At 73.5% G+C, this 16,748-nt stretch carries 19 protein-coding genes; 14 read left to right on the top strand and 5 right to left on the bottom strand.

Going from position 1 to position 16,748, the window contains the following annotated elements:
- The first annotated feature begins 20 nt into the window (after positions 1-20).
- From ACFYYT_RS14865 to ACFYYT_RS14850, 4 genes are all read left to right on the top strand, one after another.
- Positions 21-1,082 carry an ABC transporter substrate-binding protein gene (locus ACFYYT_RS14865; RefSeq protein WP_351815054.1) on the top strand — a complete coding sequence of 354 codons (1,062 nt, stop codon included), beginning with the start codon at positions 21-23 and terminating at the stop codon, positions 1,080-1,082.
- Positions 1,083-1,088: 6 nt separating this feature from the next.
- Positions 1,089-1,910 carry an ABC transporter ATP-binding protein gene (locus ACFYYT_RS14860; protein WP_351815051.1) on the top strand — a complete coding sequence of 274 codons (822 nt, stop codon included), beginning with the start codon at positions 1,089-1,091 and terminating at the stop codon, positions 1,908-1,910.
- Entirely contained in the window at positions 1,907-2,875 is a 969-nt protein-coding gene (locus tag ACFYYT_RS14855; RefSeq protein ID WP_388608038.1) for an ABC transporter permease, read from the top strand. Before ACFYYT_RS14860 ends, ACFYYT_RS14855 begins: the two co-directional genes overlap by 4 nt.
- A 105-nt stretch (positions 2,876-2,980) precedes the next feature.
- Positions 2,981-4,318, top strand: a complete 1,338-nt coding sequence (locus tag ACFYYT_RS14850) for an LLM class flavin-dependent oxidoreductase (protein WP_351817613.1) — start codon at positions 2,981-2,983, stop codon at positions 4,316-4,318.
- Between the two features lie 96 nt (positions 4,319-4,414).
- Here ACFYYT_RS14850 and ACFYYT_RS14845 read toward each other — a convergent pair whose 3' ends face one another.
- The 3 genes from ACFYYT_RS14845 to ACFYYT_RS14835 all read right to left on the bottom strand — a co-directional run bounded on the left by ACFYYT_RS14845 (position 4,415) and on the right by ACFYYT_RS14835 (position 6,886).
- A complete protein-coding gene (locus ACFYYT_RS14845; protein ID WP_351817616.1) occupies positions 4,415-5,335 on the bottom strand; it encodes an NADP-dependent oxidoreductase in 921 nt (306 codons plus the stop codon).
- Between the two features lie 84 nt (positions 5,336-5,419).
- Positions 5,420-6,172: a DUF2470 domain-containing protein gene (locus ACFYYT_RS14840; protein ID WP_351817619.1), complete on the bottom strand. Its 753-nt coding sequence runs from the start codon at positions 6,170-6,172 to the stop codon at positions 5,420-5,422.
- A gap of 42 nt (positions 6,173-6,214) precedes the next feature.
- Complete coding sequence (locus tag ACFYYT_RS14835) at positions 6,215-6,886, bottom strand: helix-turn-helix domain-containing protein (protein ID WP_351817622.1); 672 nt, start codon at positions 6,884-6,886, stop codon at positions 6,215-6,217.
- 98 nt (positions 6,887-6,984) lie between these two features.
- Here ACFYYT_RS14835 and ACFYYT_RS14830 point away from each other — a divergent pair, with 98 nt between their 5' ends.
- The 4 genes from ACFYYT_RS14830 to ACFYYT_RS14815 all read left to right on the top strand — a co-directional run bounded on the left by ACFYYT_RS14830 (position 6,985) and on the right by ACFYYT_RS14815 (position 9,771).
- Positions 6,985-7,380 (top strand): cell division protein SepF, encoded by a 396-nt coding sequence (locus ACFYYT_RS14830; RefSeq protein WP_266662736.1) that lies wholly within the window; start codon positions 6,985-6,987, stop codon positions 7,378-7,380.
- A 65-nt stretch (positions 7,381-7,445) separates the two neighbouring features.
- Entirely contained in the window at positions 7,446-8,771 is a 1,326-nt protein-coding gene (locus ACFYYT_RS14825) for an ATP-binding protein (protein ID WP_351817625.1), read from the top strand.
- A complete protein-coding gene (locus tag ACFYYT_RS14820) occupies positions 8,768-9,163 on the top strand; it encodes a nucleotide pyrophosphohydrolase (RefSeq protein ID WP_351817628.1) in 396 nt (131 codons plus the stop codon). The genes ACFYYT_RS14825 and ACFYYT_RS14820 overlap by 4 nt, the downstream gene beginning before the upstream one ends.
- 122 nt (positions 9,164-9,285) lie before the next feature.
- Positions 9,286-9,771: a DUF6099 family protein gene (locus ACFYYT_RS14815; RefSeq protein ID WP_351817631.1), complete on the top strand. Its 486-nt coding sequence runs from the start codon at positions 9,286-9,288 to the stop codon at positions 9,769-9,771.
- Positions 9,772-9,909: 138 nt separating this feature from the next.
- Here ACFYYT_RS14815 and ACFYYT_RS14810 read toward each other — a convergent pair whose 3' ends face one another.
- Positions 9,910-10,173, bottom strand: coding sequence for a hypothetical protein (locus tag ACFYYT_RS14810; protein ID WP_351817885.1), 264 nt, complete (start codon positions 10,171-10,173; stop codon positions 9,910-9,912).
- A gap of 202 nt (positions 10,174-10,375) precedes the next feature.
- Between ACFYYT_RS14810 and ACFYYT_RS14805 the strand changes: the two genes are divergently transcribed.
- From ACFYYT_RS14805 to argF, 5 genes are all read left to right on the top strand, one after another.
- Entirely contained in the window at positions 10,376-11,299 is a 924-nt protein-coding gene (locus ACFYYT_RS14805) for an LLM class F420-dependent oxidoreductase (RefSeq protein WP_351817634.1), read from the top strand.
- 8 nt (positions 11,300-11,307) lie between these two features.
- On the top strand, positions 11,308-12,168 hold the full coding sequence (gene mmuM / locus ACFYYT_RS14800; RefSeq protein WP_351817637.1) for a homocysteine S-methyltransferase: 861 nt from the start codon (positions 11,308-11,310) through the stop codon (positions 12,166-12,168).
- A gap of 174 nt (positions 12,169-12,342) precedes the next feature.
- Positions 12,343-12,840, top strand: a complete 498-nt coding sequence (locus ACFYYT_RS14795; protein ID WP_351817640.1) for a hypothetical protein — start codon at positions 12,343-12,345, stop codon at positions 12,838-12,840.
- 55 nt (positions 12,841-12,895) lie between these two features.
- Complete coding sequence (locus tag ACFYYT_RS14790; RefSeq protein ID WP_351817643.1) at positions 12,896-14,122, top strand: arginine deiminase; 1,227 nt, start codon at positions 12,896-12,898, stop codon at positions 14,120-14,122.
- A gap of 121 nt (positions 14,123-14,243) precedes the next feature.
- Complete coding sequence (gene argF / locus ACFYYT_RS14785; RefSeq protein WP_351817646.1) at positions 14,244-15,254, top strand: ornithine carbamoyltransferase; 1,011 nt, start codon at positions 14,244-14,246, stop codon at positions 15,252-15,254.
- Between the two features lie 14 nt (positions 15,255-15,268).
- Here the strand turns inward: argF and ACFYYT_RS14780 are convergent, their stop codons facing one another.
- Positions 15,269-15,721 (bottom strand): ATP-binding protein, encoded by a 453-nt coding sequence (locus ACFYYT_RS14780; RefSeq protein ID WP_351817649.1) that lies wholly within the window; start codon positions 15,719-15,721, stop codon positions 15,269-15,271.
- Positions 15,722-15,916: 195 nt separating this feature from the next.
- On the opposite strand from ACFYYT_RS14780, the gene ACFYYT_RS14775 reads away from it, so the two are divergent.
- Positions 15,917-16,744: an enoyl-CoA hydratase family protein gene (locus ACFYYT_RS14775; RefSeq protein ID WP_351817652.1), complete on the top strand. Its 828-nt coding sequence runs from the start codon at positions 15,917-15,919 to the stop codon at positions 16,742-16,744.
- Positions 16,745-16,748 lie beyond the last annotated feature (4 nt).

Here is a 16,748-nt window from a genome sequence, read left to right as displayed (position 1 = left end):
CACAGCGACAAGGACCCGTCATGCCCGCAGCCTCCGCCCCGACCAACCGCTCCCGGCGCCAGTTCCTCACCCTGCTCGGCATCTCGGCGGCCGCGGTGAGCTGCGGCACGGCCACCGCCACCGGCGGGTCCGCTCCGGGGACCGGCTCCGCCGCCGCGCCCGGCAAGCAGATCACCGCCCTGAAGTACCAGGGCGCGGTCGGCGCCGTCACCCCGCCCGAACTCGCCGCCGACCTCGGCTTCCTCGGCAACCTCACCCTGGACTGGGTCGGCAACACCATCAGCGGCCCGCAGGACATCCAGTCCGCCGCGACCGGCCAGACCCACTTCGGCGGCGCCTTCAACGGCGCGGTGGTCAAGCTCGTCGCGGCCAAGGCCCCGGTCAAGGCCGTGATCTCGTACTACGGCACCGACAAGGACACCAACCTCGGCTACTACGTCCTGGAGGACAGCCCGATCCGGTCCGCCCGCGACCTGATCGGCAAGAAGGTCGGCATGAACACCCTGGGCGCCCACGCCCAGGCCCTGCTGGACATCTACCTGGGCCGTAACGGCCTCTCCCGGGCGGAGTCCGACGAGGTCGAGGCCCTCGTCGTACCGCCCGTCAACACCGAACAGGCCCTGCGGCAGAAGCAGATAGAGGTCGGCGTGCTCAGCGGGGTGCTGCGCGACAAGGCCGTCGCCGCCGGCGGCATCCGCCCGCTGTTCAGCGACTTCGACCTGCTGGGAGCCTTCAGCGGCGGCACGTACGTGATGACCGAGCGCTTCATCAAGGAGAACCCGGACACCGTACGGACCTTCGTGACGGGCGTCGGCAAGGCGCTCGACTGGGCCCGCACCACGCCCCGCGAGGAGGTCGTCGCCCGCCTCACGAAGATCGTCAGTGGGCGCGGGCGCAACGAGGACACCTCGGCGCTGAAGTACTGGCGCTCGTACGGGGTCGCCGCGCCCGCCGGCCGGATCGAGGAGAAGGAGTTCCAGCTCTGGATCGACTGGCTGGGCGACCGCGGCGAGGTCAAGAAGGGCCGCCTGCGCGCCGCCGACCTGTTCACCAACGAGTTCAACGCGGCCGGGAAGGGCTGAGTCCGCATGGCCACCATCGTGTTCGAGTCGGTCACCAAGACCTTCCCGGCGAAGGACCGCAAGGGCGGCGCCGGGTTCACCGCCCTCGACGGCATCGACCTGGAGATCGGCGCGGGGGAGTTCCTGGTCGTCGTGGGCCCCAGCGGCTGCGGCAAGTCCACCCTGCTCGATCTGCTCGGCGGTCTCACCCGGCCCACCTCCGGCCGCATCCTGCTGGACGGCCGGCCGGTCACGGGGCCGGGCCTGGACCGGGGCACCGTCTTCCAGCAGTACGCGCTGCTGCCGTGGCGCACGGCACTGGGCAACGTCGAGTTCGGGCTGGAGGCGACCGGCGTTCCGCGCCGCCAACGGGCCGCCCGGGCCCGCGAGTTCCTCGACCTGGTCGGCCTCACCGGATTCGAGGACCGGCACCCGCACGAGCTCTCCGGCGGCATGCGCCAGCGCGTCGCGATCGCCCGCTCCCTCGCGTACGACCCGGACGTCCTGCTGATGGACGAACCGTTCGCCGCGCTCGACGCGCAGACCCGCGAGTCCCTCCAGGACGAACTGCGCGGCATCTGGCAGCGCACCGGCAAGACCATCGTCTTCATCACGCACGGCATCGAGGAGGCCGTGTACCTCGGCCAGAGGGTGGCCGTCATCACCTCCCGCCCGGGCCGGGTCAAGGAGGTCGTCCCGGTCTCCTTCGGCGACCGGGCCACCGGGGCCGCGGGTGAGGACCTGCGCTCCAGCCCGGAGTTCGCCCGCCACCGCCACGAGATCTGGACCCTGCTCCACGACGAGGTGGCCCGCGCGCAGCGACTGGAGAAGGAAGAGGCCACCGCATGAGCACCGGCACGCACACCCCCGCCCCCACGCCCCCGCCCGCCGCCAAGCCCGCTCCCGCCCCCGCCGCCCCCGTACGGGCAGCCGTGGCGGACGGCCCCGTACGCGAGGAGGCCCGCCCGCCGCGGGAGCGGCCCGCCGCCGCCCGGCGCCCGGCGGCGAAGGCCCCGGCACCGCACCCCGCCCGTGCGGCGGCGGCCGCCGCACTGCGCCTGCTGGGCTCCGGCCTGCTGCGCTCGGCGGCGGTCCTGCTGCTGCTCGCGGTGTGGGAGACCGCGCCCCGGGCCGGCCTGGTGGACGCCACCTTCCTGCCGCCCGTCAGCGAGGTCGCCCGGGCCTGGTGGGAACTGCTCGGCGACGGGCAGCTCTGGGAGCACACCCGGGCCAGCCTCACCCGGTCCTTCGGGGGGTTCGCCATCGCGGTGGTGATCGCCGTCCCGCTGGGGCTGCTGATCGGCTGGTACCGGCCCGTCGCCGCCTTCCTCGGCCCGCTGCTGGAGCTGTTCCGCAACACGGCGGCGCTCGCGCTGCTGCCGGTCTTCGTGCTGCTGCTCGGCATCGGGGAGACCTCGAAGGTGTCGATCGTCGTCTACGCCTGCGTGTGGCCGATCCTGCTGAACACCATCAGCGCCGTCGGCAACGCCGACCCGACCCTCGTCCGGCTGGCCCGCTCGATGGACCTGTCGACGCCGAGGCTCTTCCAGAAGGTGATCCTGCCGTCGTCGGTCCCGTCGATCTTCACCGGGATCCGCCTCGCCGGGGCCGTGTCGATCCTCGTGCTCGTCGCCGCCGAGATGATCGGCGCCAAGGCCGGACTGGGCTACCTGATCAACGCCTCGCAGTTCAACTTCGCGATCCCGCAGATGTACGCCGGGATCGTCACGATCTCCGCGATCGGCGTGGCCTTCAACCAGGTGCTGGTCACGATCGAACGCCGCCTCAGCCTCTGGCGCCCGCCCACGGCCTGACCCGGCCCGCCCGGCCCGGCCGCCCGTCGACCGTCTCCACCCGCCCCCCGTACCCCATCAGCCATCATCCGCGGAGCGCGCTCCGCGCCCACCCAGGGAACAGCCATGTCCGCACCCCGCACCCTCCACCTCAACGCCTTCCTCATGAACGCGGGCCACCACGACGCCGCCTGGCGGCACCCGGCCGCCAGCCCCGAACGCGTCACCGACCTGCGCTACTTCCAGGAACTGGCCCGCACCGCCGAGCGCGGCCGCCTCGACTCGATCTTCTTCGCCGACGGCCTCGCCCTCTGGGGCAAGGCCCGCCACAACGCCCTCGGCGGGTTCGAGCCGCTGACCCTGCTCTCCGCCATCGCCGCCGTCACCGAGCACATCGGGCTCATCGCGACCGTCTCCACCACCTTCAACGAGCCCTTCCACACCGCCCGCAAGTTCGCCTCCCTCGACCACATCAGCAACGGCCGCGCCGGCTGGAACATCGTCACCTCCGGCACCGTCGACGAGGCCCGCAACTTCAACCAGGACGAACACCTTGAGCACCGCCTGCGCTACGACCGCGCCCGCGAGTTCCTCGACGTCGCCACCAAGCTCTGGGACAGCTGGGAGGACGACGCGATCGTGCTCGACAAGGAGCGCGGCGTCTACGCCGACACCGACAAGCTGCACCCGGCCGCCCACCGTGGCGCGTACTTCGGCGTCGCCGGGCCGCTCAACGTCCCCCGCTCGCCCCAGGGGCACCCGCTCCTCGTCCAGGCGGGCTCCTCCGAGGACGGTAAGGAGTTCGCGGCCCAGTACGCGGAGGCCGTCTTCACCGCCCAGCAGACCCTCGCCGACGGCCAGACCTTCTACAAGGACCTCAAGTCCCGCCTCGCCCGCTACGGCCGCGCCGAGGGCGACCTCCTCGTACTGCCCGGCATCGCGCCCGTCATCGGCTCCACCGAGGCCGAGGCGAAGGCCCTGGAGCAGGAGCTCACCGACCTCCAGGTCCCCGAGTACGGCCTGGCGCAGCTCTCCGGCATGCTCGGCGTCGACCTGACCGGCGCCGACCTCGACGGCCCGCTGCCCGAGCTGCCCGAGGAGCGGGACATCAACGGCAACAAGAGCCGCTTCACGCTCGTGGCCGAACTGGGCCGGCGCGACGGGCTCACCCTGCGCGAGCTGATCGCCCGCCTCGGCGCCGGGCGCGGTCACCGGGTCTTCGCGGGCACCCCCGAGCAGATCGCCGACCAGCTGGAGGAGTGGTTCACGCAGGGCGCCGCCGACGGCTTCAACATCATGGCGCCCGTCCTGCCCACCGGGCTGACGGACTTCGTGGACCACGTGGTGCCGCTCCTCCAGCGCCGCGGCCTCTTCCGCACCGAGTACACCGGTGCCACCCTCCGTGAGAACTACGGCCTGCCGCGCCCCGCGAACCGCCACGTCAGCGCCCGGGCGGCCGGCTGACGGGGCCGCCTGACGGGGGCCTGCCGTACGGGTCCGCCGCCGGTCCGCCGGTCCACCGGCCGGGCGACGGCGGCGACCCGGCAAGGGAGGGCCGGCTCAGACGGTGAGGACGATCTTGCCCCGGGTCCGGCCCGACGCGCTCAGCTCCCACGCGGCGGCCGCGTCGGCGAGCGGCAGGACGTGTTCCACGTTGACCTTCAGCCGGCCGGAGTCGGCGAGCTCCGCGAGGGTGGTGAGGTCGGCCGTGGAGGCGCGCGCCCAGATGTGCTTGGCGCCCTTGGAGTCGGCGTCGTTGTCGGCGACGGAGATCACCGGGCCGCCCTCGCGGACGACCGACTGGAGCAGCTCGACGCCGCCCTCGCCGTAGAAGTCGAGCCCGGCGTCGACGCCTTCGGGAGCCAGCGCGGCGATCCGCTCGGCCACCCCGTCCCCGTACAGCACGGGTTCGGCGCCCAGTGAGCGCAGGTACTCGTGGTTGTGCGCGCCCGCCGTGCCGAGGACGCGGGCGCCGAGGGAGACGGCGATCTGCACGCCCAGCGAGCCGACGCCGCCCGCCGCGGAGTGGATGACGACGGTCTGCCCGGCGGTGACCCCGGCGCGGGTGATCGCCTGGTAGGAGGTGAGCCCGGCCAGCGGCAGGCCCGCGGCCTGCTCGAAGCTCAGCTCGCGGGGCTTGCGGGCGAGGGTGCGCACGGGAGCGGTGACCAGCTCGGCGTACGTGCCCAGCTGCACCCATTCCTTGCGGACGTACCCGTAGACCTCGTCGCCGACGGCGTAGTCGTCGGTGTCGGGGCCGACGGCCTCCACGATCCCGGCGACGTCCCAGCCGGGGATGACGGGGTGGCGGACTTCGAGGACGTGCCCGAGGAAACCGGCGGCGAGCTTCCAGTCCACGGGGTTGACGCCGGCCGCCTTGACGCGGACGAGCACCTCGCTCGGACCGACCTTGGGTTCCGGTACCTCCACGAGTTCCAATGCGGTCGGAGTTCCGTACGTGCTGTAGCTGATTGCCTTCATGTACGGCCCAACGAACCTTTTCCGGAGGGGTATTCCGCTTGGCGGCGCCGCACCGGCGTTCCTCCAGGGATCCTCCGGCGATCCTCAGGCGGGCAGCGTGTTGCGGTGCGAACGCCGCCGGGCCGCGCTGAGGAGGGCCTGGATCTGGGCGCCCGACTGCTCGACGTCGTCCAGCGGGGACGGGAACGGCAGCCGCACGTCACGGTGGCCGCGCCGCTCCTCCAACCGCAGGGTGATTCCGTAACGGTCCAGGGCGAGGGGCAGCGCGCGCAGCACGGTGGCCGGTGGAGCGGGCCGCACCAGCCGCAGCAGCAGGGTGACGAGTTCGGGGTGGTCGTCCATCAGGTGGGTCAGCATGCCCGCCTCGTACGGCGCGAGCGGATCGGGCCAGGCGCGGTCCAGCTCCTCCAGCCCGATGGACGCGGTCCCCTCCGCGGTCTCCAGCGCCGCGCGGGAGTACTCCACGCAGGTGGCGGCGCCGGGCGCGGAGTGCTCGTCCGCGTACGGGGTCAGCAGGCGGCCCAGCACGGTGACGCGGGCGCGCACCCGGTCGCGCACCGGTGTCGCGGCGATGTCGGTGAACTCCATCTGGATCGCGGGGCGTTCGTCGGGCAGCTCGGAGAGGTCCTGCCCGGCGGCGGGCGCGGCGGGGTGGAGGTGGAGCCGGCCCAGGACGTCGGTGCCGTCGAGGTGGCGGACCTCGTGCCGCACGCCGTCGATGACCACGGTCATGGAGTGCGCGGCGGCCAGGACGGACCGGACGCGTTCGGCGGCGCTCGGCTCGGTGGCGGCGGTCGCGGCGGGCGTGGCGGGGGCGGGGTCACCGGGCAGGCGCATGCGGAGGTCTCCGTCATCCAGAGGAGGTTAGGTATGCCTAACCTAACCTATCTCGGAGTCCGGGAGTATCCCCCGGGCCAGCCGGCCGAGGGCCTCGGCGATCCGTTCGGGGGTCAGGCCGAGGGTGTGCCGCTGGAACTGGTAGACCTCCGGCGCGAGCGGGCTGAGCAGGAGGTCCACGGTGACGTCGGGATCCTGGGCCCCCGCGGCCAGCAGCAGGCCCCGGACGTGGGCCCGCCAGTTGCGGTAGGTGCCCCGGCAGAACCGGTCGGGCCCCGGGCGGATGCCCAGGACCAGCGGCAGGTGCCGCTCCAGGTGCTCCAGCGCGGCGGCGTAGAAGGCCGCCAGCCGCAGACCCGGCGCCGCCCCGGGCCCGAGCGGGGGCGGCCCGAAGGCCAGCCGGCCGTGGAGGATGCGCTCGTGCTCGTCGAGCAGGGCCGCGGCGACGGAGGCCGGATCGGGGAAGCGGCGGTAGAGGGTGGCCCGGCCGACCCCGGCGGCCTTCGCGATCTGATCCATCGTCACCGACGCGGGATCCCGCTCCGTGAACAGCTGCTCGGCCGCCGCCAGGATCTGCGCGCGGTTGCGGACCGCGTCCGCGCGCGGCAGCCCGCGGCGCGCGGGGACCGTGGCCCCGCCCCCCGGCGCGGTGCGGCGGAGGGGATCGGCGCCCGCGATGTCGCGTACCGTGCGGACCTCGTCGCCATTGGTCATGGCGGCGACCCTACGTGCTTCGTGTCGGTGTTGGGCTGAACGGGTGAAACACGAGAGGATGGGGGGATGCACATGAAGCACACGGCCGAGGCGGCCCGGTGAGCAGGTACGACGTCACGGACGAACAGTGGGAGGGACTCGCGCAGGTGGTACCCCTGCGCAGTCGCAACGAATGGCCCTCCCGGGTGGACCACCGCACGATCCCGACGGCCCCCGGGGCGGCCGCGGCGGAACAGCGGCGCTTCGTGGTGATCCGGGTCCAGATCTTCGCCGACGCGCGGGAGGTGGCGGAGTACCTGATCGCGCAGATCCCGGTGCTGCTCGACCTCACCGGCGCGGACGGCGAAGTGGCCAAGCGCATCCTCGACTTCAGCAGCGGCGTCGTGTTCGGGCTGGGCAGCGGGATGCACCGGGTGGACCGGAACGTCTTCCTGCTCGCGCCGGTCGGGACCGAGGTCGAGGGGATCGCGGCGGCGGCCGTCCCCCGATCGTAGGAAGGTCGCGGCGGCGGAACGGTTCGCCGGAGCCGGGGGCGGCCGGGCGGACCTACCGTCCGGCCATGGACGCCACCCTGGACGCGGCGCGGCCCGCCGCCACCCCCTCGCCTTCCGTCACCCCCTCGCCTTCCGTCGTTCCCTCTCCTCCCGCCTCTCCCACCGCCGTTCCCCCCGCCTCCCCCTTCTCTCGTTCCGCTGCTGCCTCCGCTCCTTCCGCTGTCGCCGCTCCCTTACGGGCGGGTCCGGGCGGGGCGGCGCCGGCCCGGCCCGTCGTCACCGAACTGCGGCTCTCCGCCTTCGGACGGCACCGCTCGGCGGTGTTCCCGCTGGGACCCGTGACCCTGTTCGCCGGAGCGAGCGGCAGCGGCAAGTCCCAGGCCCTGGAGGCCTACGCGGCCCTCGCCCGGCTCGCCTCGGGCACCCGCCTGGAAGAGGTCTTCCCGGATCCGGCGGGCCGCGTACCCGAGCGGGCCGTGCCCGACGCCGACGGGCGCCGCGGCTTCCGGATCGGCTGCACGGTCGACGGCCCGGCCGGGCCGGTCAGCCTCGACCTCGCCGTCCAGGCCGAGCCCGGGCTGCGGATCGTCGGCGAACGCCTCTCCCAGGACGGCCAGATCCTGCTCGCCACCGCCCTGCGCGATCCGCGCCGGCGCTCCGTCCAGGCCGCCTGGCTCACCGGCGGCGCCATCGGCGTGACCCGCGCCCCGCTGCCCGACGACCGGCTCGGCACCGCCCTGCTGCCCCTGCGCGTCGCCGGGGCCACCGCCGGGCAGCGCCGGGTACTGGCCGCCGCCGAGCAGGTGGTGGTCGCGCTGCGCTCGGTGTTCCCGTGCGACCCCCGGCCCGGCCGGATGCGCGCGCCCGTCCCGCGGGGCGACGGCCGGCTGCGGGGTGACTGCGCGAACCTGGCCGACGTACTGCGCCGGACCCGCCACGAGTGCGGCACCCGGCACGCCCTGCTCGCGGCGGCGGCCCGCACCGGCTGCGCGGGCCCGGTGGCCGCCCTGGACGTCCGGACGGCCGGGGAGGCCGGCGACGGCTGGGTGACGGGGGTGCTCGACCGGGGTCCCGGCCGGCCCGCGACCGACCTCGGCCGGCTCGGCGCGGGCGAGCTGCGCTTCCTCGCGCTGGCCCTCGTCCTGCTCACGGGGCCCGGGGTGCTGGAGGTGGAGCCGGCCGCCGACGTGCTCGCCGCCCGGCAGGCGCTGACCGTGCTCGCCGACGGCCTCGACCGGGGGCTGGACCGGCGGCAGGGCGCCGAACTGCTGCGGCTGGCCCTGCTGTCGGGGGGCCGGGGGCACGTCCGGCTCGTCGGGGCGGTGGGCGAGGACACCGCGGCAACCGCGCGGGGGCTCCCCGGCGTCTCGGTGGTAGACCTGACCCCATGAGTACCACCCCCGAGAACGACGACGCGCCGAAGCCCCCGCACGGCGACCGGCTCCGCCAACTCCAGCGCCGACTGGCCGATTTCGCGGCCGCCCGGGACTGGGGCCAGTACCACACGCCCAAGAACCTGGCCGTGGCCCTGAGCGTGGAGGCCGCCGAACTGGTCGAGATCTTCCAGTGGCTGACACCGGAACAGTCGGCCGCGATCATGGAGGAACCCGAAAACGCACACCGGGTGACCGATGAGGTGGCCGACGTGCTCGCGTATCTGCTGCAGTTCTGTGAGGTTCTCGGGGTGGATGTGCTGGATGCGCTCGCCGCGAAGATCGAGAGGAACGAGGCCCGCTTCCCCGTGACCGGCCCCTCGACCGATGATCGTCACTCTTCGGAGTGATGGCGTCATCCACAACCATGTTTGTGTCCACAGATTTCCGAATACCCCTGGCTTTACTGGCTCCTTGCCTTCACTCTGGGTAGTGAAGGACGGCGGGATGTCGTGCGGACGGGGGACGGCATATGGATGCGGTACGGCTCATCGCGGCCGGCCGGCACGCGCTGGCACAGAGCGGGGCTGCGTGGGACATCGTGGGCGAGGCCTGGCAGGCCCAGGCGCTCGCGCAGGGGATAGGGAGCTGGCTGGCGGTCACCGGACCGCCGGAGCTGAGAGCGGAGGCACGGGGACTGGGGGAAGCGGGAGGCAGAGGCTGCGGGGTCATTGACCGGGCGGCGCTGCGGGGTGAGGGCAGTGCGCCCGAGCTGCCGCCGCGCGCGGCACGGCTGACGGAGGTGACCGATGTGCGCCAGGCGCTGCTCGGGCTCCAGGCGCTGCTGGGCGAAGTCGGCATAGCGCTCGTCGGGGTGGCCTGCGGGACGGATGACGAGAGCCTGTACTGGCAGTGCATAGAGTCGATCGACGCGGCCGACGAGTCGAGCGACCGGGTCCGTGCGCTGCTGCGGCGGATGACGGTACGGGAGCGGGGGTCCGCCTCGGGCGTGGTCTGAGTCCGGGCGTCTGGGTCCGGGCGTCTGGGTCCGGGGGTCTGGGTCCGGGCGTCTGGGTCCGGGGGCCGGCTGCCGGTGGCTCCCGGGGGTCCCGCCGTACGCGTGGACGGGACCCCGTACGGGTCAGGGGCCCCGCTGTCAGCGGCGTTCGCTCCCGTACGTGGAGCCGCCGGGGGATACCGCGGTGGCGGGGGGAGTGCGGTCCGCGGAGTGCTGGAGGTCGGCGTCGAGCTGGGACAGGTCGGCGTTCAGCGCCGCCATCAGCTCTTCCATCTGCTGGAGCAGGCCCTTCGGCGCGCCGCCCTGGGCGGGTGCCGCGGGCTCCTGACGCGCGTGGTCGTGCGCTGCCTGTCCGGTCTGTCCGGTCTGTCGGGGGTGCTCCGGCACGGACTCGTGGGACATGGCGGCCTCCTCGGCCCTGGCCCCTCCGGCGCGGAAGGGGGCGGTGGACGCACCGGCGAGAAGCCGCCGGCGCGCGGGCCGGGCGGTCCGGCTCCGTCCGAGAAACGATCCCCCTCCGCGCTGGTCACTGGCGGGCCGCGGGGTGGACCTTCCGGTTGACGCAGATTCACCCGGCAGGGGCCGGAGGGGCAGGATGGGGGGCATGGATCTCCGCATCTTCACCGAGCCCCAGCAGGGCGCCGACTACGACACCCTCCTGACCGTGGCCAAGGCCACCGAGGACCTCGGCTTCGACGCCTTCTTCCGCTCCGACCACTACCTGCCGATGGGATCCGCCGATGGGCTGCCCGGCCCGACCGACGCCTGGATCACCCTCGCGGGCCTGGCCCGCGAGACCCGGCGGATCCGGCTGGGCACGCTGATGACGGCGGGCACCTTCCGGCTGCCCGGCGTCCTCGCGATCCAGGTGGCGCAGGTCGACCGGATGTCCGGCGGCAGGGTCGAACTGGGTCTGGGCGCGGGCTGGTTCGAGGAGGAACACAAGGCGTACGGCATCCCCTTCCCGGCGGAGCGGATGGCCCGGCTGGAGGAGCAGCTGGCCATCGTCACCGGCCTGTGGGCGACCGAGCCCGGCGCCACCTTCGACTACCGGGGCACGTACTACCAGCTGGAGAAGTCCCCGGCCCTGCCCAAGCCGGCCCAGGCCAAGCTGCCCGTCCTGGTCGGCGGCCACGGAGCCAAGCGGACCCCGCGCCTGGCCGCCCGGTACGCGGACGAGTTCAACATGCCGTTCGCCTCCGTCGCCGACAGCGAGCGGCAGTTCGGCCGGGTCCGGGCGGCCGCCGAGGAGGCGGGCCGCACGGCCGGCGACCTCGTCTACTCCAACGCCCTGGTGGTGTGCGTGGGCAAGGACGACGCCGAGGTCGCCCGGCGCGCCGCCGTCATCGGCCGCGAGGTGGACGAGCTGAAGGTCAACGGCCTGGCCGGCTCACCGGCCGAGGTCGTGGAGAAGATCGGCACGTACGCCGCCATCGGTTCCTCCCGCCTCTACCTCCAGGTCCTCGACCTCGACGACCTCGACCACCTGGAGCTGATCTCGGCCCAGGTCCTGTCCCAGCTCGGTTAGGGGGAGCCGTGCCCCGTGCGACCGGTCCGCTCGGCGACGCCCTGGCCCGCGGGGCGGTGCTCCTGGACGGCGGGCTGAGCAACCAGCTCACCGCCCAGGGCAACGACCTGTCCGGCGGCCTCTGGACGGGCCGGGTGCTCGCCGGGCGCCCGGACCAGGTGGAGGCCGCCCACACGGCCTACGCCCGGGCCGGCGCCGAGGTGCTGATCACCGCGAGCTACCAGGTCGGGCACGACCCGGCGCTGCTGGAGCGGAGCGTGACGGTGGCCGACCGGGCCGCGCGGGCGGCGGACCACGAGGTGTGGGTGGCCGCTTCCGTGGGCCCGTACGGGGCGGTCCTCGCCGACGGCTCCGAGTACCGCGGCCGGTACGGGATCGGCGCCGATGCCCTGGCCGCCTTCCACCGCCCCCGGATCGAGGCCCTGCGCGGGGCGGACGTCCTGGCCCTGGAGACGGTTCCGGACACCGAGGAGGCCGGGGCCCTGCTGCGGGTGCTGGCCGGCACGGGGGCCCGCGCCTGGCTGAGCTACACCGTCGCCGACGGCCGCACCCGGGCCGGCCAGCCCCTCGACGAGGCCTTCGCCCTGGCGGCCGCCGCCCCCGAGGTGGTCGCGGTCGGCGTCAACTGCTGCGACCCGGCCGACGTACTGCCCGCCCTGCGGGCCGCGGCCTCGGTCACCGCGAAACCGCTGCTGGCCTACCCCAACGACGGCTCCGTCTGGGACGCCGCCACCCAGACCTGGCACCCTCCGGCCGCCCCCGTCCCCTGGGACGTACCGGCCTGGCGCGCGGCGGGCGCCCGCCTCATCGGCGGCTGCTGCCGCGTGGGCCCGGACGCCATCGCGGCCCTGGCCCCCCAGCTGACCTGACCCGCGGCCCGCGCCGCCCGGCCCGCGCCGTAAAGCGGGCGCCCCCCTACGGCCGGGAATTAGGTCGTATGGGGGAACTTTCGCGGAGAACTCCGGGGAAACCACCGGCGGGATCGTTCATCCAGGGCAGCGGAATGTCCGCGACCCTGGAAGGACGGAACGTCACCTATGAAGATGACCGCGCGCGGAAGCATTGCGGCACTCCTGACCTGTATGGCCGCGGCCGGCGCGGCCACCCCGGCCGTGGCCGACGCGGTTCCCGTGGGAGTCCCGCTGGAGGCGGTGGAGACCACGCTGGGCGTGCCGGTCCCGCACCTGTCCACCGCGGTGCCGGTACCGGTCGTCGGAGCCCCGGAGGCGCCCCGTCAGCACAGGGGCGACCTGCTCCCGACCCCACTGCTCCCGGTGGTGCCGATCGCCACCGACCTCGGTGCCACCAAGCTCACTTCGCCCGTGCCCAACCTCGCGGGCACGCCGGAGACGGACGGGGAGGGCTCGCTGGAGTCCGCGGACACCACCCTGCGCACCCGCAGCCCCGGCGCCGTCCTGGGCGCCCCGCTGACCATGCCGGACGGCAGCAACTACGGGCTGCCGAACCTGACGACGCCGAAACTGGGTGTGGTGGCCCCCGAGGTGATCGGCGCCCCGACGGCACTTCTCGGCCTGCGCTGAGCCCGCGGAGCCGACGCCGGGTCAAAAAGCCGTTCGGTCTGGGAACGTGTACGCCATGGGATTCCATGTCGACTCCGAGACCGGGCGGCTCCGCCGCGTCATCCTCCACCGGCCCGACCTGGAGCTGAAGCGGCTCACACCAAGCAACAAGGACGCCCTGCTCTTCGACGACGTGCTGTGGGTGCGCCGGGCGCGTCAGGAGCACGACGGGTTCGCGGACGTGCTCCGCGACCGGGGGGTCGCCGTGCACCTCTTCGGGGACCTGTTGCGGGAGTCCCTGGAGATCCCCGAGGCGAGACACCTCGTACTGGACCGGGTCTTCTACGAGAAGGAGTACGGTCCGCTCGCCACCGACCACTTGCGGGCGGTGTTCGACGGGCTGTCCTCGGCGGACCTCGCGGAGGCGCTGGTCGGAGGCATGACCAAGCGGGAGTTCCTGGAGCGGCACGCCGAGCCCGTCTCGGTGCGCTTCCACGTCCTGGACATGGACGACTTCCTGCTCGGGCCGCTGCCCAACCACCTGTTCACCCGGGACACCTCCGCGTGGATCTACGACGGGGTGTCGATCAACGCCATGCGCTGGCCCGCCCGGCGGCGCGAGACCGTGCACTTCGAGGCGATCTACCGGCACCACCCGCTCTTCACCGGCTCCGGCGCCTTCCACTACTGGTCGCAGGGGCAGGCGGACTACCCCTCGACGATCGAGGGCGGGGACGTCCTGGTCATCGGCAACGGCGCCGTGCTGATCGGGATGAGCGAGCGGACCACCCCGCAGGCGGTGGAGATGCTCGCGCGGGGGCTGTTCGCGGCGGGCTCGGCGACGGCCATCGTGGCGCTCGACATGCCCAAGCGGCGCGCCTTCATGCATCTGGACACGGTGATGACCATGGTCGACGCGGACGCCTTCACCCAGTACGCGGGGCTCGGCATGCTGCGCTCGTACACGATCAGGCCCGGCGAACGGGCCGGCGACCTGCGGGTCACCGACCACCCGGCGGAGCACATGCACCGGGCCATCGCACAGGCGCTGGGCCTGGAGCGGATCCGGGTGCTGACGGCCACGCAGGACGTGCACTCGGCGGAGCGCGAGCAGTGGGACGACGGCTGCAACGTGCTGGCGGTGGAACCGGGGGTGGTCGTCGCCTACGAGCGGAACGTCACGACCAACACGCACCTGCGCAAGGAGGGGATCGAGGTGATCGAGATCCCGGGCAGCGAGCTGGGGCGGGGCCGGGGTGGTCCGCGTTGTATGAGCTGTCCTGTGCAGCGGGACGCGGTGTGACCTGGGGTGACGGGGCCTGACGCACGGAGGGGCTGTATATCAATGCAGAGGATCGTATATACTTCCAAGCCTCCCCTGCCAGCGTCCCCCGTCAGCTCAGCACCTCTCTGGAGCGTCCCCCATGGCCACCGACCTCTTCGGCCGCAGTTTCCTCAAGGAGCTCGACTTCACCGCCGCCGAGTTCCGCGGCCTGGTCGAGCTCGCCGCCGAACTGAAGGCGGCCAAGAAGGCCGGGACCGAGCGGCGCCGCCTCCAGGGCAAGAACATCGCGCTGATCTTCGAGAAGACCTCGACGCGGACGCGCTGCGCCTTCGAGGTGGCCGCCGCCGACCAGGGCGCCCACACCGTCTACCTCGACCCCAGCGGATCCCAGATGGGCCACAAGGAGTCCGTCCGGGACACCGCGCGGGTGCTCGGCCGGATGTTCGACGGCATCGAGTACCGGGGCGACAGCCAGGAGGCGGTCGAGGAGCTCGCCGAGCACGCGGGCGTGCCCGTCTTCAACGGCCTCACCGACGACTGGCACCCCACCCAGATGCTGGCCGACGTGCTCACCATGACCGAGCACAGCGCCAAGCCGCTGGAGCGGCTCGCCTTCGCCTACCTCGGCGACGCCCGCTTCAACATGGGCAACTCCTACCTGATCACCGGCGCCCTGCTGGGGATGGACGTACGGATCGTCGCGCCCGAGGCGTACTGGCCGGCCGCGGCCGTCGTGGCGCGGGCCCGGGAGCTGGCGGCGGTCAGCGGCGCCCGCATCACGCTGACCGAGGAGGTCGCGGAGGGCGTGGCGCAGGCCGACTTCGTGGCGACCGACGTCTGGGTCTCGATGGGGGAGCCCAAGGAGGTCTGGGACGAGCGGATCACGGCCCTCGGCCCGTACGCCGTCACCATGGAGGTGCTGCGCGCGACCGGGAACCCGGACGTGAAGTTCCTGCACTGCCTGCCCGCCTACCACGACCTGGGCACCAAGGTGGCCCGCGAGGTCCACGAGCGGCACGGCCTGGACTCGCTGGAGGTCACGGACGAGGTGTTCGAATCGGCGCACTCCGTCGTCTTCGACGAGGCGGAGAACCGGCTGCACACCATCAAGGCCGTCCTCGTCGCGCTGCTCGCCGAGCCCGGCGCGTAGCGGGCGGACGCGTCTCAGGCGGTCGCGGCGCAGGCCGACAGGGTGAACCAGACGGCCTTGCCGCGCTCGGTGCGCCGGTGGCCGCAGGCGGAGCTCAGGGCGCGGATCAGCAGCAGGCCCCGGCCGTGCTCCTGCCAGGGGTCGGGCGGGGTGTCGTCGCGGCGGGTGGTGAGATCGCCCGGCGGCCGGGGGTCCCCGTCGTGCACCTCGACCTGGCAGCCGTTCGCCAGCAGCTCCACGACCAGCTCGATCGGTGTGCCCCCGGTGGTGTGCTCGACGGCGTTGGCGACCAGCTCGGCGGTCAGCAGCTCCGCGGTGTCGGGGTCGGCGGCCGGCCCGGTGTCCGTGAGGGCGCTGCGGACCAGGGCGCGGGCGAGCGGTACGGCGGCGGTCGTGTGGGGGAGCGCGATCCGCCAGGCGGAGGCGTCGGGCAAGGCGGTCCGTCCGTTCCGGGAGGCGTGGGGCATGGGTCGTGGCAGGGGCGAGGCGGGGGCGAGGCGGGGTCCTCGACGGGGCGGTCTGGTGAAGCGGAAGGGAAATCCTCCTTTCAACGATACGAAGTGGAAATCCGGAGCCGTAGGGCACCCCGGCCGAAGCGCACCCACACCCCCGCTGTCGCGTTTTCCTGACGGTAGTCACCAAGCGGTGATACCGTCGTTTCCGTGAGCCCCTTCACCGGTTCCACCCCATCGACAGGACAGTGGCGCCACCTGCGGGTGACCCGGCAGGACGGCGTGGCCACCGTCACCCTCGACCGCCCCGACAAGCTGAACGCGCTCACCTTCGGCGCCTACGCCGACCTGCGCGACCTGCTCGCCGAACTCTCCCGCGAACGCTCCGTCCGCGCCCTCGTGCTCGCCGGCGAGGGCCGGGGCTTCTGCTCCGGCGGCGACGTGGACGAGATCATCGGCGCCACCCTCGCCATGGACACGGCCCAGCTCCTCGACTTCAACCGGATGACCGGCCAAGTCGTCCGGGCCGTCCGCGAATGCCCCTTCCCGGTGATCGCCGCCGTGCACGGGGTGGCCGCCGGAGCCGGTGCGGTGCTCGCCCTCGCCGCCGACTTCCGCATCGCCGACCCCACCGCCCGCTTCGCCTTCCTCTTCACCCGGGTCGGCCTCTCCGGCGGGGACATGGGCGCCGCCTACCTGCTGCCCCGCGTCGTCGGCCTCGGCCACGCCACCCGGCTGCTGATGCTCGGAGAGCCCGTACGCGCGGCGGAGGCCGAGCGGATCGGCCTGCTCAGCGAGCTCGTCGACGAGGGCAAGGCCGACGCGCGGGCCGCCGAACTGGCCGCCCGCCTCGCCGCCGGACCCGCCCTCGCCCACGCCCAGACCAAGGCCCTGCTGACGGCCGAACTGGACATGCCGCTGGCCGCCTCCGTCGAACTCGACGCCAACACCCAGGCGCTGCTCATGCACGGCGAGGACTACGCGGAGTTCCACGCCGCCTTCACCGGCAAGCGGCCGCCCCAGTGGAAGGGCAGGTAGCGCC

It is taken from the genome of Streptomyces sp. NPDC002032, from assembly GCF_042890765.1.
GTDB lineage: Bacteria > Actinomycetota > Actinomycetes > Streptomycetales > Streptomycetaceae > Streptomyces.
Note: the sequence above shows the minus strand (reverse complement) of the source record. Positions and strands in the feature narration are given on the sequence as shown.